This is a genomic window from Enterobacter sp. E20 (assembly GCF_000801755.2).
Taxonomy (GTDB): Bacteria; Pseudomonadota; Gammaproteobacteria; order Enterobacterales; family Enterobacteriaceae; genus Enterobacter; species Enterobacter asburiae_B.
This window is the reverse complement of sequence record NZ_CP012999.1, coordinates 1687630-1700999: the sequence shown is the minus strand read 5'-3', so window position 1 is coordinate 1700999 and position 13370 is coordinate 1687630. Positions and strand designations below refer to the sequence as shown.

The following is a 13370-nucleotide window of genomic DNA, read 5'->3' as shown; positions in this document are numbered from 1 at the left end:
ATCAAAATCCTCCTGAAGGACCGAACCTGTCCCCGCTATGGCCACGGCGGGGAACAGCTTTAAATTCGAAATTGCCAGCGCCGGAAACGGCCAGCATCCAGAGCATATGCAGGGCATCAGGCCCGTCATCATGGTCAGCTTTGGGGAAGTGCCGGAGCTGGTCGATGAGAGTGGTCTGCGAAGGGTGCAGGCGTATCAGGCCGTTGGCCATATGTGGCTGCAGTGACTCAATGCGCAGGAGCTTATCAACCGAAGGCGTGACGGCTCTGGCAGGCACGGGGATACCCATCGCAGCGGAGCGCTTCACCAGTTCGGTGCGCAGGAACTCCTGGAACTGGACGGACTCGACCGCCCAGACGAGGCAGTTATATTCCCGCTGCAGCTCGATAACGTCAGAAATAATTTTGTCCGGCACACGCTTTCGGATACGCGCTTCAACAACGTCCAGAATGCCGGTATAGCGATTGAAACCGCCAACCAGCAACGCAGAAGGGTCACGGCTGTTGCCATGTTTACCCAGGCTCGGGTCACATGCGCCATAGAAGCGCCACTCGTTAAGGCGGTTGACCCAGAAATTAATGCAGCCGGTAAATGGCGCATCTTCGCCGCTGACGGGATCGTTCTGATATTCCGCATCAAAGGTACTGTGGCCATCACGGGCACGGATGAGCATCAGGGCATAAAGCGGACGCGCAGCCCATGACACAACAGCACCTTCATCCATCTCAGCCTGATGCTCACGGTAGTATGCCTGCGCCAGCATCTGACCATCTTCGTCGTTGTTGCGCAGGATCTCTTCCCATTTATCCCACAGCGACATATTGTGCGGCCAGCTGATGAGCGCCTTGAAGCGGGCCCGCGTCCATAGCGGATTTTTAAGGGTGCGGGAAAGCACGGAGTCGTAGTGCAGGATTGTCCCGATATACACCACATCGAACTTGGCCCCCGCGCCGCCGAGCGGCAGGACGGTTTTTTTGAGCCAGTTATCGAGCTTGTCACGCTGCTCAGGGTTACGCACCAGCTCATCGTTCTCGATATCATCGAGCACAGCCAGGTCAGGACGATACGGGCCATGGCGCAGACCACGCAGCTTTTTGCCACTACCGGCGACCTGCACCTTAATGTCGTTTCGGGTGAGGATTGTCCCGGCCTGCCAGACGCGGCCACCGCCCGTCGCTTCAGGGAAGTCCATCAGCAGGCGGGGGTTAAACTGCAGTTCCGCCTTTATCGCCTCCAGCATCGGATAGGCCTGGTCGATGGAGTCCATAATGATGACCGGGTAATGCTTGAGCGCCAGTACAATGCACCAGATGACAAAAAGCTGACTTACGATGGTGGATTTGGCTTCACCACGCGGAGCCGCTATCGCATCGTTCTGGCTTCCCGTAGCCTGGATGATTTCAGGCAGGCGCTTATAGAGATAGTTATGCAATTCACTGCGGGCAGCATGGCGGACATAGTGCGGAAAATAATGCTGCACAAAGTATTCAAACCCCGTTACAGGGTCAGCAACGAGGCCACGACGTTCAGCAATTGCAGCTGCGGAGGGGTCAAAGCCCACATCTTCGGCTTCAATGGTGCGACGAAGACTGGCGGACAGCTCCGCCAGTTCGGCAAGAAAATCTTTGCTGGATAATTTATTGGTTCTGGCCACTCGATTAATTCCCGTTTAACGCATCGTTAACCGCCTTTTCAAACCTGGCCTTGGCGTTCCATCTCTCATTACGCATGGAGAACTCAAGTTCTTCGGTACGACCATCAACGAAGTGAACTCTGACTTCATCACGGAATTCAGGCGCGTCAACATAAGCCACCTGGCTTGCCATAACGCTTACACGCGAGTTAACAGGGATAAGTTTGTCAGCCATAGTGCTTCTCCATCTCTTTACCGAAGGGTTCAAGGATTTCCACGAACGCGCCCAGATGCTTCGGATAGTGCTCGGCGACAAATGCGCTGAGCTTCTGGATAACATCCAGCGCCACCGCCAGCTGACTCACCTCCGGCAGTATTTTCTTGTTGGCTGCGACGGCTTTGTTAAATGCATCGGCAAGGCTTGCCAGAAGCTCGACGCGTTCCCCCGGAGGGAGCTGAGACTCGGTTGTCAGCAGTTCCAGCGTGGTCTGATACTGGGTCATTAACCCGGTGAGAATGGCTCGGCCAATCTCCTCAAGACCATTCCCGGCCATAAGGTGAGCGGCGCGTAACTTGTCCCAGTCATCGCCTGCGTCCTGTGCTTCCTTCTTCCAGCGGCGAGCTGTCGCAAATGCCACGCCAGCCTGAGCGGAGGCGATTTCGAGCGACATCTGGCCGAAGATATAAGATCGTCGCAGTTTTTCCCGTGTTTCCTGCGGATGCGCCATATCACAGCTCCAGTTTTGCGCGAATGAGCAGAATGGCTACCGTGATGACGCCGCCCGCGATGCCACCTGTAATCGCACCGGCAGAGGCACCACGGCGAGCGGCATCGTCGCTGATGTTAGTGAGACGAACATCAATCCGGCTCAGCTTGTCATTAATCCCGCCCAGAATGTCCGGGCTGACGGGAGCCTGCAGGCGGTCGAGCTGAGCTGAAATCCGGCTCAGCGTTTCCTGTTCGCTCTGGCTGATTGTCGCGCGACGGGTTCGGCGCTTGTGTCTGGCTTTCATTTGTCCTGTTTCCTGTCCAGTTTGTTATCAATGCGCTCGATAGCCGCTCGCAGCTCCCTCATCGCATCCATCATTGCGGTGTAATTACTTTTGGCATCCTCACGGCGCTGGTATTCATCCCGGATGCGATCAACCGCCTTTTCCAGGTCGGTGATGTCTTTTTGCAGACGACGTATCCAGATGGTGCCGAAGGTTGCAGCCAGCGCCAGCGCAATCTGAAAGGCCATATCAAGAGTCATAATATTTTTCACTTCCTGTAATACTCGTTTATTGCCTGCAGCCTGCCCTCAAGGAGCTGGCACCATGCGCCGTATTCCGCTGAAAACGACACTATTCCCGTGGGGGAGAGTCCGCCACCGGTGCCTGTGGCCTGGCCGGAATGACCAGAAGTGCCGCTGGCGGTGGCTGGCAGATGCTGACCAGCGGGGAGGCTTTCGGTTCCGGGGTAGCCGAAGGCTTCACGGAAGAGCTGCAGGCCACCAGGACCAATGCCGGTATAACCAGGACCATCTTTATCAAGTGCATCTTTAAGCCTCTTTTTAAGATCGCGAACAGTCTCGTCATGTGCCTTTTGTTTTTCAGCCAGCTCGCGGGTCAGCGCATCCGCTTTCTGCTGCCAGGCGTTCTGCTTATCAAGTGCAGCCTTCAGGTCAGTTGCATATTGATTCGCAGCACTGAGCCGCTCCTGATCCCACTGCCGTTCTTTTTCACTGAAACCATCAGTCAGGCTTTGCTTCTCCTTGCTGAAGGCCAGCGCCTGAGCGTCCAGCCTGTTGCCTGTGATGAAGGTGCCGAACCATATCCCGCAGCCTGTCAGCACCACGACGACGAGCAGCGGTTTCCAGCTAACCTTCAGGATTTTCAGGGCTGCTTCCCACATCGCGCACCTCTCTGGCTCGTTTGATGGACATGTGTTTTGATGCCTGGCTCTGTGCCACCCATGCGCCCAGATAGGTGAAATACAGCTCACCAGGTGTTTCGGGACGGGTTACGGTGATCCAGACCAGCACGAAGGAACTGACCAGGAAGGCCAGAAAAACGATGGTATCTGACGTTGAGAGACGACCGGTGGCCGGGTTCGTCACCAGATCGCGCAGAGAGATCGTCATAGCGCCGCCTTAGCGACATTCAGCCGCGCCAAACGGTCGGCCTGACCTTCAGCCGGAGGGTTGATACGGCGGGTGACAGCCAGAAAATCGCCTTTGTCCGCCAGCTCGTTGCAGCCATTAGCCTTCCAGTACCAGGCCGCGCTGCGGGCTGCGTTGACATACTCCAGTAGCAAATCGGGGTTAGCGATGAGATCGAGACCCAGCGCCTTACCACAAAGCACGTAATTATTGCGCAGGGTAATCTGAATCAGGCCACGCCCGCGAAAGCGCCAGCCATCGCCTGATGCTTCATTACCGTTACCACCCTGATTCGCGTAAACATAATTCGCCATTTTTTCAGGGTTACGGGTATAGCGGCGGGCAAATTCAATCTCGCCGGGCTCGATAATACGATTCTTATTGAGATCGAAGTCGCTGCGGAAAATACGCGCCACGCGCTCAGCATCTGAATAATAGAGATTTTCACTGAGCCGACTGAAACCCGCGCTTTCATGGCCGGTTTGAGCAATAAAGGCGGCAAGCCGGGCGGGTGTACTAATCTGGAATTCAGCGGTGGCTTTACTGAATGGTTCAAACCAGCGTTGCGCCATCACTGGCGAAAGGCCTGCTGCTCGCTGAAATTGTGGGAGTGTTAAAAGCATAACGCCATCCGGTTAAAAAGGGATGGCGTCAGTATTTCATCGGGTTAGGTGAATAATCAGGTGAAGGGGTTCAGTGGCTTATTGAGTAACATCAATTATCTCTACATCGTCACTTTCTTCAATATGCGCAGGAGGTGGGTTGTTAATTGCAAATTTACATTCCTTACCCTGTTTTATGTATGATTCACCCTGCGCATTCACAGCCTTAACATTATCAGTTTTTAATGAAGATAGCCTTGCCATCCAATATGAGTAAGCTGCTGCTGGTAACGTAGCGCAAGAGCTAAAAGGTGTAGGGTTTAAAAGAAGATTCTCCCCATACAATTTTTTCGCATCCTCATCAAGGAGGAGGAAATGACGACTCACTGCAACAACTTCAGGTGTAAGATATCCCAGATTCTTGTACATATCAAAAACAGCAGTTGCACCCATTAAAGTGCTCTGCGTTTCATTAAATATTCTCTTGGTTTCCTCAAGTTGATTTTTATAAGTCTCTACTGCTTTTGTATTGGGTACTGTTTTTGCTACTGCAGTAGTACTAAATACCACCAAGAAAAATGCCATATATCTCATTGCATTGCCCATTAGAATAATTTTCCTTGACTGTTACAATCTTTGTTTTTCTGCTGTGCAAGAAGTTCCCACGCAAAGCGATCACTAAATCCATACTTAGGGCAAAGAAAGGTCATGGCCATAAGAGAGGATGAACCTTGTTCACGCACTTCGGCGAACTCGGCGAGAAAGCGACGGTTACGTAATTCACGAAGGGCACGATCACAGCGCGGTAAATAGAGAACTTCGCCGCCGAAATTCTTGATAAGTAATTGAGTTTTCTCATCGCCGATAGTATCGCGCAGGAGGGCTGCACGGCTGGCCCCCATAGCGCGGAGGCCTTTACCTATCGGGAACGTGGTACCACCAAAAGCAGAAAGAAGCTGCTCGGTCGCCGGGAAGCCTATCAGGTCAGCTATTTGTATCACTGCTGATGGCAGCAGCTCCGTTACCTGTTCCAGATTCATTATTACGCTCCCGCTTTTTTCGCCGACTCGCATCAATGCTGAGAGCCTGCATGAGTTTGGTTAACTGTTCTGTCGTCAACCACTCGATGTATTTGACGTGGAACATATGATCGCACATTTTCTCGGCATAATTCCACGGACGTTTTGCATCTGCAAGTAATGCATGAATTTTAGCAAGAATTGATTCACGCGTTTTGGCAACCTTTGGGCGTCGACCGTGTTTTGCTGAGTAGCGAGGAAAGCCCTTATCATGCATATATTCCCTGACAGCCTGCAGCTCGTTGAGGGTGCATTTAGTGGATGATGTTTTACCGTTGCATAAGCGAGACAACACGCTGCGGTAAGTAACATCATCCCATCCTAAATATGCCTGACCCGCTTTAATAGCCCCGATAAGGCCTCGTTTTGCTGGCGTGGACATAATATTCCTCCTGTTGGTTGCCATTATCGCAGGCACTTTGTGAAGTGCCTGCTGTAATGACTTACTTTAAAGGTTCCATTTTGCTGACTGATATACCACCGATTTTCCCTTCAACCCTGACAACCAGACGACCATTGCGCATATGCCAGGCTGCTGATCGGGTTATTACAATTTCCCGCTCCGATACACCGGGCGTCAGGTAATAATGGAACTGTGAGCCAACGGGGAAGCGCTGGTTAAACGTCTTTGCTGTCAGATTTCTCAGGAGATGTCTCATCGTTTTCCTCCAGGTTCGCATCGGTCGCGATAATGCTCAAAGGCCACAAGAGAAAGGCAAACCAGCAATTCTGGCGGGATAGATTAGCTAATCCCACTAATCGGACAAGGATGCATACCCAACACCAGCCAAGTGTTAAATACATCGCCAGAAATATGAGGACTAAAGCTATATCCATCACTTTATCCCCCGCAGTTTCTTGAAAGATTCAATCGCCTTTTTCATATCAGCCTGAGTACCCTTATTGCGAACTGTACGGTTGCTGGCGTCGTAATAGTTGAAGCGCAACTTAAGCGGCACCGCCAACAACTCGACAACCTGACTGTTATCGCGGAAGTACCAGACTCGGCGGTTTCCGTTATCCAGGAACTTACAACCGGATACGCTATGCATGACCCACCTCCATTGACGGGCCGCGTTTGCGATAGGCCGCAATCGACACGCTTTCCCAGTTCTGGTAGAGGAACAGCAGGCCCAGCTCACAGGCGCGATCAAACTCCCTGGTTGCGCCGGTGCTCTTTTCCCACCCGTCTAGGAGGAAAACAGCATCAGCCTGCTCAAGCATGGACAATGTAATTTGCAGGTACTGCTCATGCTGCAGGCCGTCCGGAAGAATGGCCGGGTTAAGAACGGTGAAGCCGCGCTCTTCCAGGATGCGAGCCTCAGCGTTGAATTCATCGCGGTTAAAGTTGTGATACCCGGTCATTGGCCCGGCAATGAAAACCACTGGCTTACGCTCAGAATGTTTATTTATATTCATCAGAGGTACCTCGCATGATTTTTCCAGCGGTTCTGTGCAGCGCTGCGTTTCTTTTTGTCGCACCACTCGTTGCCTGGCTGGGGTATCGTTGCTGGCCAGCCTGTCATCGCTTTACGGTTACTGAATTTGAAAGGCATGCGCAGCATTCTTCTTGCTTTGCGGTTTGTCATTTGGCTGCCTCCTCAGAGCGGAACATCATGATTGTCAGAGCACCCTTTGTGGCGAGACGAACGGTAGTACCAGGCTCAATGCTCTGCAGATCGAAGGCATCGTACAACTCATCAACAGCCTTCTGGCGACGTGATGACTTACGATGCTTATCCCAGGATTTCAAGACCACAGAGGTAAACCACTTACCGGCCTGGACCATGATGAATAGCCAACCCATGAAAGCGAGTCCGGTATTAAGAATTTCGGTGATGGTCATATGGTTTTCCCCTGTGGACGATTTGATACTGCGATAGCCTTGCGGCACGCGTCCCAAATGTCCTCTGCGAAATCACAGGCTTTTTCTCCGCCACCACATGCCTGACATAGGATTTCGTACACGCTGTCGGGGATATCCTCTGGCACTACCGGTGCTGGCGCGGCGGCATACAATTCAGTCGCGATTGCTATTCCAATATGCTCTCCATACAGCACGGGCTCTCTGGCTCCATTGATGAACGCCACAGGCTCAACGGCCAGTGATGCCAACGTATTAGCACGAGTGAACTGGACATCAAGCGCCGTAGCCAGTCGACTGACCAGCTTTGCGATCTCGATTAAGGGGATATCAGCACCCATTGCCGCTGCGAATTCGTGACCAGCCCGCACCAGTTCTTTGACTGGTGTGGTTTCCAGTTGATATGAGGTTTTCATTTTGTTGCTCCGATATGTTCGCATTTATTAGCTGAATTGCTTACCGCGTGGTGCAGCTGCGCATTGCGGCCAGCCAGATATCCCTCGCTTTCAGCCTTATCCGTTCCCCTGGCTTTGCCGGGTTTGCGCGGTTCCAGCTTTTTCATGCCTTCGCTTAATTTCCGGCTGCGGTAGCACTCCATCAGTGTTGTCTCCGCCTCCGTAACGGCGAAATCACTGACAACGGCATAAGCACCGTTGACCCAGGCGGAGCAGAAGGTATCTGCGCGGGCAACTTTGGTGGCTTGTTTGATGTTCTTGCGTAATGTGGAGAGGTAATCACGGCGGGCTTTCGCCAGTTGCTTACCCAGAACTTCGAATGAATATGCCGCTATCTGAGGGCGTTCGTCGGGGCCGTAATAGTGTATGGTGCGTTTTGCTGGCTTGCCCCACTGCTCAGTGCCATGGCTGGTATAAAACTTCACACCAAAAACGCGGGCGACCATCTCTGCCAGTATTGCCATATATTCCGGCATCTTCTCAGCATGAGAGGGGGCCTTCTGGGTAGAAGCTTCATTGATATCCATCAGATCAGCATCAGCCTCAGTCAGCTTGTGGGTTTCCATCAGGCGCTGAGCGCGGCGGAGGGCAAGTGCGGCTTCTTCGGCGCTGGAGTTATTACGCGCCATCGCGAGCAGCTTTTTAATTCTCTGGATGTATTTCTCTTTATTTTCCATTGTTCAACTCCTGAATTTGGCGTAAGCCAGCCCCTGCGGGTTTACGCCATTTTTAAAAGTGATTTAAATTACGGTTAAAATCAGTTCACGAGTTTCAGCGATTCAATATTCGCGAAATAAGGCTCCTGATTTATTTCCACGACCGTGACCTTATAAAGGTCATTTGCCAAATCTACCGTTCTGACTACACGGCCACCGCGTAAACCAGTGGCTGGCTGGTAGATAAATGAACTGCCTTTAGGGTAAAGGGCATTGAATTCTTTAGCTTTCATATGGTACTCCCCAGCCGCGATGCGCGGCGTGGCGGCAGAACTCCATACGCGAAGCCGCATAAATGGAGTTCACCTCCATTTTTGCCAGACTGAATGCCTGCTTCCATGAATCCGCTGCCCGCTGAAACTCGCCGTTCTGTTCGGCAATGACAGCTCTGATTGCATACAACATGAAGGGGCTGAGAGGCTTGCCCGCTTTAACACGATCAAAGAGAGTGGCCATCTCACACCCCCACGCCAGCGATATCGAGAGGAATGGCGCGATACTGATCGCTTTCACCAACGCGCTCATAAACACGGATATAAGAGCGGCTGCCGACAACCTGAACGGCCTCGCCGATTGCCTCCATCGCCTTGACCCAGCGAGCGTCTGAAATATCAAGGCGGCGCAATGACAGAACCGCACCGGTGTTCACTTCACCTTCTTTTTCCGTCTGGAATGCGCGGGTGATAATGGCGCGAATCTCCGGGGTGGCATTCTCGGTCCAGTCTGCCAGACATTCATCAATCAGCGATTTAGCAGCCTGCAGGCGCTCGTCAAATGCGATACGGTCCTGCATGGCACGCTGAACCTTATAGCGGCCATCATAGCTGTAGAGCGTGACGTTACCTTTTTTACCGCCCAGGCTGACGCCGTACTGACTGGCGGAGATATCAACAAAGGCTCCGATATCGGAAAAGCCGCTAAGCTTGAACTCTGCCAGTGCAGCACTCAGGGCCGTCGCTTTTTCGACGATGCTACGCACCAGATCGTCACGCATCTGGTCGGTATCTTTAATCAGACTGACAGGGGTCAGTACGCCCTTGGCGTCAATCCAGTAACCCTCTGGCGCTGTTTTTTCAGTGAATTGCTTGTTTTCAGTGGACATTTTTACTCTCCTTAAATTGACGCGCTACTTTCTTAACTGCTTCGTTAACCTTTGCCAGCACGTGACCAGCCAGACCTTTACCGACTTTGTCAGCCACCTTGCTGACGATCTCGCTGTCGCCGTCATCAGGGATAACCCTGCAACCGACTTCAAAACCGCGAGATTTGTCTTTTATTTCAATAACAATCTTTGCCATATATCCCTCTGCTTAATGGAGTGATTCAGACCAGACCACCCGACACCCGCTTTCATCCTGATAAACGCCCTGGCGAAAGCGACCGTGGCGGTCATTGCCGGTAATATCAAATCGCGCCAGACCCTCTTTTTTCATTCGCTCACACCACGCATGGCGCACGATACGAATGACCGGCTGTGTGTTGCGCAGGGATACGCTTTTCACCTGAACCCCCTGAGCTGACAGAAATAAAATCAGCGTTTCTGCCCGGATCAACGCGGAGATAACACCTGCGTTGTCGGTATTTCCTGATGTTCTGGTCATGGTTAAATCCTCAGTTAATGAGCATTTCTGCGAACTTGCGGACAGCGCCTGCGCTGACTGCATTGCCACTGATATCGCTGTGACGGCTGACACCGCGCACCAGTTTGAAAAGACGTCTGGCGTTTCCGTTGCTCGCCCGGAATAGCGCCTCAGATACGTCAGGGTTCTCAGCATCCGGCAGCATACTGATCGCGATATCGCTGATATCGGCCTGCGGCAGGGATTCGCCGATGTTGAGCGCCAGACCCACGCGGCTGAAAAGCTGCTGATACTCACCGCGCTTGCCTTTCAGGTTGATAATGAGGCGAGGCATCCCGGCCAGAACGACACCGATACCGGCTTTGTCGTGGATGCGGCGCAGTGTTTCCAGCGCACGGTATGGAAGGTTCTCAGCCTCATCGACCATCAGGAGGCGACCTGAATCACGCAGGGCAGCAATACAGGCTTCGCTGAGTTCATGCATGTTGCCGCGTTTGCTGAGGCCAAGCAGCCCACACAGCTCTTCGAGCACAACACGGGCGGTATAGCCGGGGTCGGCCTCTATCAGCAGCGCATCACGATGCCTGGACGCGTATTCGCGCAAAATCATGGTTTTACCCAAGCCAGCAGCACCATAGAGAACGTTGATCTCCCCATCCAGGTGCGCCAAGCGAATGACCTCAATCCCTTTGCGGGAGGTCACTGTGGGGATATAGCGCGGCGTGATGCGACGCGACTTTTCCTTGTCGGCTTCGCGGGCAATGAAGCTGCGGGCCAGTTCGTCGATGCTTCCCACATCCCCCTGATATTTTCCCTGCAGGTACTGATTAACCACTGCCGGGCTTTTACCAAAAGCGCGGGCTACCTGTGTCTGGCTGTACCCCTTGCGGGACATAATTTCATTCAGTTCTGTTTGTAGGCTCATATGTCTCTCACTTACCGGGTATTACCGGTTTTTTTCAGATATTCATCACGGTCGGTTTCGAGGAAGAAATAATGCTCTTCTTCCGTAATCCGGCTGAATTCAGCCGGGATAAAACTCCCCAGATCGTCGAAGCGCTGGCCCGGTAATACAGAGCGGCCCTCTGCTTCAATTTCCTGGCGTTTGTCTTCAATACGGTTGAGGCGGCGCTGGCGGCGTTTCTCAACAGCCACATCCATTGCACTCACCGGTATTGCTGCACGTTTATTACCGTTCCAGATCGCCGTACAGACGTAGGTACCATCCATCCGGCGAACGATAACGGAAGAGGGATCGTGAATATCGAAAGCCACCCGGACCTCTTCGCTATCCACCTGGATTAATTCCTCAGAGAAGTAGTCGTTGTTAAACAGGCGCAACCAGCCACGCTGCGCGGTACGCACCATCTCCGGCATAAAGGCTTCGCGCAACTCAACATCAGTCAGATATTCAATATCGTCACCTTCAGCTTCGAGAACGGCCCGACGATAGGCAGCAGGTGTCATGTGACGTCCGTTACGTTTTGGAAGCTCGCGGTGTTCATGCGTGTTGTTGTATGCATCAACTTCGCTGGCGATCGCGTCAAGCAGCTGCTGCCAGGAGGGCAATTTACCCAGGGCATTACGCTGTACTGGCGTCAGCTCTCGCCCGTTCTCCTGCGCCTTGATGGCTGACTGGATAGCACGCGAGGTGATGCGGGCATGCTCCCGGTCAGCACTGTCGCCGCTGAACGTATCGAACTGCATGGCCACACGACGAGGAACCCCCTTGTTAAGCCGTTCGATGATACCGCGAGACTGAGGACGCCCCGGAATGCTGGTCGGGTGCTCAATACCAAGGCGGCTGAAAATACCCGTCACATCGGCATCAAGCGTTTTGTTTGTTTCACCGCCGCCGTTATCGGAATACACAAATAACGGTTTGCCGAAATGACGCATGGCGTAACGGTAGGCATCAGCAACAGCAATAACGCTTTCTGAAAGTGCCAGGCTCCAGCCCGTAATAAAGCGTGTCCGGCCATCAATAATTAACGTCAGCTCTGGAGTGAACGGGCGTCCATGGTCAGGGTGTGCCACTTTCATCTCAAGGGATTTACCATCCGCAATCCAGCAGCCATTAACCGGCATAAGGGACCAGTCACGCTTCTGGAAGCATTCATAAGCCAGCGCAGCCGAACCACTCACACGGCCACGGGCTTTCTCACGGCGCGGTAGCTTCTCCATGGCACGACGAACGGCATCATAAGAGGGGCATGCAGCAGCCATTGCAGGCTGGTCAGCATAGATAACAGACCACTCGTCCTGGAAATCCCGGTATGCCTCGCGCAGACTTGGGCCTTTGCGGTTACGCCAGTGAGCAAGGAACGCCGGAAGCCAGGTAATCTGCTCAGGCTTCTTCGCTTTAAGATGGCCAGGGGCCAGCATGGCCATACGCTCAACGCCGGGCTTTGTGGATTCAAAAATGGTCAGCCATTCCTGGAGGCTACGGGTACCAACACCGACACGGCTGGAGCCTTTGCGGGCATTGGCCATCTCAGCAGCCTTAAGCAGATGTGCAGGCAACGTACCTTTACGGGATTCGATAGAGATGTAGTTAACCGCTGCGGTACGGGACATCCCGGCATCGCGCAGTTTCTCCAATTCCATTGCCAGAACAGCACGAGCATCGGCGATCTCTTTCTGTTTATCAGTCAGAGAGCCCACTTCACGCTCAAGAAGAGCCGGGCACTGGCGAATCAGAGCAAGTTTACCGTTATCAGATGAACCTATATTCGAACTGGTTTTGGTTTCTTTTGTACTTACCTGTTGAGTTGATAATATTTCTTTGTAATAACGGTTCTTTAATTCTTCCTGAGTCACAATCGGTAACGAATCAATGTGGTATTCAAACGCTTTTGTACCAGTGCGTTTTCTTCTCATTGATGGATTCTTGGATGCAAGGTTGTCCAAAAATTTCCGACAACCTCTCTCTGTTGCTGGTACACCAGCACATCCAGCTAACTCAGATACCGTCGACCACATCACAGCACCTCACAATATCTTGAAGGCCAGATAACCGACGGTTCAACGCCTATTGCAGAAGCGATAATGCGCTCACCCTTAGGGTATTTACGGTCTAAAGCGTTATTGAGAGTGCGGGCATTTAAACCAGCGTTACGGGATAAACCAGCCAGGGTGGTCCCTTTCTTACGTAACTCGGCAATGATGTCAGCACGATGCCAATCACAAGAAGTGATTCCATTTGTTGATGTTTTCTGAGATTCTACTCGTTTATACATAGTAATAACTCATCTGTCTTACACACTGTAATAGTAGTGTTGATCACTAAAAGGAAAATTA

25 protein-coding genes are annotated in these 13370 nt (G+C 52.4%); all 25 read right to left on the bottom strand.

Translation table 11 applies throughout. From position 1 onward, the window contains the following. Position 1: 1 nt before the first annotated feature. Positions 2-1654, bottom strand: a complete 1653-nt coding sequence (gene terL, locus NI40_RS07975) for a phage terminase large subunit (protein WP_039261770.1) — start codon at positions 1652-1654, stop codon at positions 2-4. Positions 1655-1658: 4 nt separating this feature from the next. Beyond that, complete coding sequence (locus NI40_RS07970) at positions 1659-1868, bottom strand: hypothetical protein (protein ID WP_039261769.1); 210 nt, start codon at positions 1866-1868, stop codon at positions 1659-1661. Further along, positions 1861-2361 (bottom strand): DUF1804 family protein, encoded by a 501-nt coding sequence (locus NI40_RS07965; protein ID WP_039261767.1) that lies wholly within the window; start codon positions 2359-2361, stop codon positions 1861-1863. The genes NI40_RS07970 and NI40_RS07965 overlap by 8 nt, the downstream gene beginning before the upstream one ends. Before the next feature lies 1 nt (position 2362). Further along, a complete protein-coding gene (locus NI40_RS07960) occupies positions 2363-2647 on the bottom strand; it encodes a hypothetical protein (protein ID WP_039261765.1) in 285 nt (94 codons plus the stop codon). Further along, on the bottom strand, positions 2644-2886 hold the full coding sequence (locus tag NI40_RS07955; protein ID WP_000171281.1) for a hypothetical protein: 243 nt from the start codon (positions 2884-2886) through the stop codon (positions 2644-2646). Before NI40_RS07955 ends, NI40_RS07960 begins: the two co-directional genes overlap by 4 nt. An 8-nt stretch (positions 2887-2894) precedes the next feature. Further along, entirely contained in the window at positions 2895-3527 is a 633-nt protein-coding gene (locus NI40_RS07950; RefSeq protein ID WP_039262138.1) for an OmpH family outer membrane protein, read from the bottom strand. Further along, positions 3493-3756: a DUF2644 domain-containing protein gene (locus NI40_RS07945; protein WP_023063181.1), complete on the bottom strand. Its 264-nt coding sequence runs from the start codon at positions 3754-3756 to the stop codon at positions 3493-3495. The genes NI40_RS07950 and NI40_RS07945 overlap by 35 nt, the downstream gene beginning before the upstream one ends. Then, the gene (locus tag NI40_RS07940; RefSeq protein WP_039261762.1) at positions 3753-4397 is read right to left on the bottom strand and encodes a glycoside hydrolase family 19 protein; all 645 of its coding nucleotides are present in this window, start codon (positions 4395-4397) and stop codon (positions 3753-3755) included. The genes NI40_RS07945 and NI40_RS07940 overlap by 4 nt, the downstream gene beginning before the upstream one ends. 78 nt (positions 4398-4475) lie before the next feature. Continuing rightward, positions 4476-4982 carry a hypothetical protein gene (locus NI40_RS07935; RefSeq protein WP_039261760.1) on the bottom strand — a complete coding sequence of 169 codons (507 nt, stop codon included), beginning with the start codon at positions 4980-4982 and terminating at the stop codon, positions 4476-4478. Beyond that, positions 4982-5416 carry a Mor transcription activator family protein gene (locus tag NI40_RS07930; RefSeq protein WP_039262135.1) on the bottom strand — a complete coding sequence of 145 codons (435 nt, stop codon included), beginning with the start codon at positions 5414-5416 and terminating at the stop codon, positions 4982-4984. The genes NI40_RS07935 and NI40_RS07930 overlap by 1 nt, the downstream gene beginning before the upstream one ends. Further along, positions 5361-5837, bottom strand: a complete 477-nt coding sequence (locus tag NI40_RS22615; RefSeq protein ID WP_071884827.1) for a gp16 family protein — start codon at positions 5835-5837, stop codon at positions 5361-5363. The genes NI40_RS07930 and NI40_RS22615 overlap by 56 nt, the downstream gene beginning before the upstream one ends. 454 nt (positions 5838-6291) lie before the next feature. After that, entirely contained in the window at positions 6292-6507 is a 216-nt protein-coding gene (locus tag NI40_RS07920) for a hypothetical protein (RefSeq protein WP_039261756.1), read from the bottom strand. Further along, complete coding sequence (locus NI40_RS07915) at positions 6500-6874, bottom strand: DUF4406 domain-containing protein (protein WP_039262133.1); 375 nt, start codon at positions 6872-6874, stop codon at positions 6500-6502. The genes NI40_RS07920 and NI40_RS07915 overlap by 8 nt, the downstream gene beginning before the upstream one ends. Continuing rightward, positions 6874-7044: a hypothetical protein gene (locus tag NI40_RS24070; RefSeq protein ID WP_176686745.1), complete on the bottom strand. Its 171-nt coding sequence runs from the start codon at positions 7042-7044 to the stop codon at positions 6874-6876. Before NI40_RS24070 ends, NI40_RS07915 begins: the two co-directional genes overlap by 1 nt. Continuing rightward, positions 7041-7301, bottom strand: a complete 261-nt coding sequence (locus tag NI40_RS07910; RefSeq protein WP_039261755.1) for a DUF4752 family protein — start codon at positions 7299-7301, stop codon at positions 7041-7043. The genes NI40_RS24070 and NI40_RS07910 overlap by 4 nt, the downstream gene beginning before the upstream one ends. Beyond that, positions 7298-7735 carry a hypothetical protein gene (locus tag NI40_RS07905; RefSeq protein WP_039261754.1) on the bottom strand — a complete coding sequence of 146 codons (438 nt, stop codon included), beginning with the start codon at positions 7733-7735 and terminating at the stop codon, positions 7298-7300. The genes NI40_RS07910 and NI40_RS07905 overlap by 4 nt, the downstream gene beginning before the upstream one ends. Further along, a complete protein-coding gene (locus tag NI40_RS07900; RefSeq protein ID WP_039261752.1) occupies positions 7732-8451 on the bottom strand; it encodes a DUF2786 domain-containing protein in 720 nt (239 codons plus the stop codon). Before NI40_RS07900 ends, NI40_RS07905 begins: the two co-directional genes overlap by 4 nt. Before the next feature lie 80 nt (positions 8452-8531). Beyond that, positions 8532-8723, bottom strand: a complete 192-nt coding sequence (locus tag NI40_RS07895) for a hypothetical protein (protein WP_039261751.1) — start codon at positions 8721-8723, stop codon at positions 8532-8534. Beyond that, the gene (locus NI40_RS07890; RefSeq protein ID WP_039261750.1) at positions 8713-8946 is read right to left on the bottom strand and encodes an ANR family transcriptional regulator; all 234 of its coding nucleotides are present in this window, start codon (positions 8944-8946) and stop codon (positions 8713-8715) included. Before NI40_RS07890 ends, NI40_RS07895 begins: the two co-directional genes overlap by 11 nt. Before the next feature lies 1 nt (position 8947). Beyond that, positions 8948-9592 carry a DUF3164 family protein gene (locus tag NI40_RS07885; protein ID WP_039261748.1) on the bottom strand — a complete coding sequence of 215 codons (645 nt, stop codon included), beginning with the start codon at positions 9590-9592 and terminating at the stop codon, positions 8948-8950. Beyond that, the gene (locus NI40_RS07880) at positions 9582-9788 is read right to left on the bottom strand and encodes a hypothetical protein (RefSeq protein WP_039261747.1); all 207 of its coding nucleotides are present in this window, start codon (positions 9786-9788) and stop codon (positions 9582-9584) included. The genes NI40_RS07885 and NI40_RS07880 overlap by 11 nt, the downstream gene beginning before the upstream one ends. 12 nt (positions 9789-9800) lie before the next feature. Further along, a complete protein-coding gene (locus NI40_RS07875) occupies positions 9801-10091 on the bottom strand; it encodes a hypothetical protein (RefSeq protein ID WP_023311925.1) in 291 nt (96 codons plus the stop codon). A 10-nt stretch (positions 10092-10101) separates the two neighbouring features. Further along, positions 10102-10995 (bottom strand): AAA family ATPase, encoded by an 894-nt coding sequence (locus NI40_RS07870; RefSeq protein WP_039261745.1) that lies wholly within the window; start codon positions 10993-10995, stop codon positions 10102-10104. 11 nt (positions 10996-11006) lie between these two features. Then, positions 11007-13052 carry a Mu transposase C-terminal domain-containing protein gene (locus NI40_RS07865; protein ID WP_039261743.1) on the bottom strand — a complete coding sequence of 682 codons (2046 nt, stop codon included), beginning with the start codon at positions 13050-13052 and terminating at the stop codon, positions 11007-11009. Further along, positions 13052-13309 carry a helix-turn-helix domain-containing protein gene (locus NI40_RS22605; RefSeq protein ID WP_023311692.1) on the bottom strand — a complete coding sequence of 86 codons (258 nt, stop codon included), beginning with the start codon at positions 13307-13309 and terminating at the stop codon, positions 13052-13054. The genes NI40_RS07865 and NI40_RS22605 overlap by 1 nt, the downstream gene beginning before the upstream one ends. Positions 13310-13370: the final 61 nt, after the last annotated feature.

Coding starts and splice junctions, on each gene's coding strand:
- NI40_RS07970 (WP_039261769.1), bottom strand. CDS start 1,868: ATGGCTGACAAACTTATCCCTGTTAACTCGCGTGTAAGCGTTATGGCA.
- NI40_RS07865 (WP_039261743.1), bottom strand. CDS start 13,052: ATGTGGTCGACGGTATCTGAGTTAGCTGGATGTGCTGGTGTACCAGCA.
- NI40_RS22605 (WP_023311692.1), bottom strand. CDS start 13,309: ATGTATAAACGAGTAGAATCTCAGAAAACATCAACAAATGGAATCACT.
- NI40_RS07940 (WP_039261762.1), bottom strand. CDS start 4,397: ATGCTTTTAACACTCCCACAATTTCAGCGAGCAGCAGGCCTTTCGCCA.
- NI40_RS07930 (WP_039262135.1), bottom strand. CDS start 5,416: ATGAATCTGGAACAGGTAACGGAGCTGCTGCCATCAGCAGTGATACAA.
- NI40_RS07905 (WP_039261754.1), bottom strand. CDS start 7,735: ATGAAAACCTCATATCAACTGGAAACCACACCAGTCAAAGAACTGGTG.
- NI40_RS07960 (WP_039261765.1), bottom strand. CDS start 2,647: ATGAAAGCCAGACACAAGCGCCGAACCCGTCGCGCGACAATCAGCCAG.
- NI40_RS07920 (WP_039261756.1), bottom strand. CDS start 6,507: ATGCATAGCGTATCCGGTTGTAAGTTCCTGGATAACGGAAACCGCCGA.
- NI40_RS07895 (WP_039261751.1), bottom strand. CDS start 8,723: ATGAAAGCTAAAGAATTCAATGCCCTTTACCCTAAAGGCAGTTCATTT.
- NI40_RS07900 (WP_039261752.1), bottom strand. CDS start 8,451: ATGGAAAATAAAGAGAAATACATCCAGAGAATTAAAAAGCTGCTCGCG.
- NI40_RS07935 (WP_039261760.1), bottom strand. CDS start 4,982: ATGGGCAATGCAATGAGATATATGGCATTTTTCTTGGTGGTATTTAGT.
- NI40_RS07910 (WP_039261755.1), bottom strand. CDS start 7,301: ATGACCATCACCGAAATTCTTAATACCGGACTCGCTTTCATGGGTTGG.
- NI40_RS24070 (WP_176686745.1), bottom strand. CDS start 7,044: ATGACAAACCGCAAAGCAAGAAGAATGCTGCGCATGCCTTTCAAATTC.
- NI40_RS07885 (WP_039261748.1), bottom strand. CDS start 9,592: ATGTCCACTGAAAACAAGCAATTCACTGAAAAAACAGCGCCAGAGGGT.
- NI40_RS07880 (WP_039261747.1), bottom strand. CDS start 9,788: ATGGCAAAGATTGTTATTGAAATAAAAGACAAATCTCGCGGTTTTGAA.
- NI40_RS07955 (WP_000171281.1), bottom strand. CDS start 2,886: ATGACTCTTGATATGGCCTTTCAGATTGCGCTGGCGCTGGCTGCAACC.
- NI40_RS22615 (WP_071884827.1), bottom strand. CDS start 5,837: ATGTCCACGCCAGCAAAACGAGGCCTTATCGGGGCTATTAAAGCGGGT.
- NI40_RS07950 (WP_039262138.1), bottom strand. CDS start 3,527: ATGTGGGAAGCAGCCCTGAAAATCCTGAAGGTTAGCTGGAAACCGCTG.
- NI40_RS07870 (WP_039261745.1), bottom strand. CDS start 10,995: ATGAGCCTACAAACAGAACTGAATGAAATTATGTCCCGCAAGGGGTAC.
- NI40_RS07915 (WP_039262133.1), bottom strand. CDS start 6,874: ATGAATATAAATAAACATTCTGAGCGTAAGCCAGTGGTTTTCATTGCC.
- NI40_RS07890 (WP_039261750.1), bottom strand. CDS start 8,946: ATGGCCACTCTCTTTGATCGTGTTAAAGCGGGCAAGCCTCTCAGCCCC.
- NI40_RS07875 (WP_023311925.1), bottom strand. CDS start 10,091: ATGACCAGAACATCAGGAAATACCGACAACGCAGGTGTTATCTCCGCG.
- NI40_RS07965 (WP_039261767.1), bottom strand. CDS start 2,361: ATGGCGCATCCGCAGGAAACACGGGAAAAACTGCGACGATCTTATATC.
- NI40_RS07945 (WP_023063181.1), bottom strand. CDS start 3,756: ATGACGATCTCTCTGCGCGATCTGGTGACGAACCCGGCCACCGGTCGT.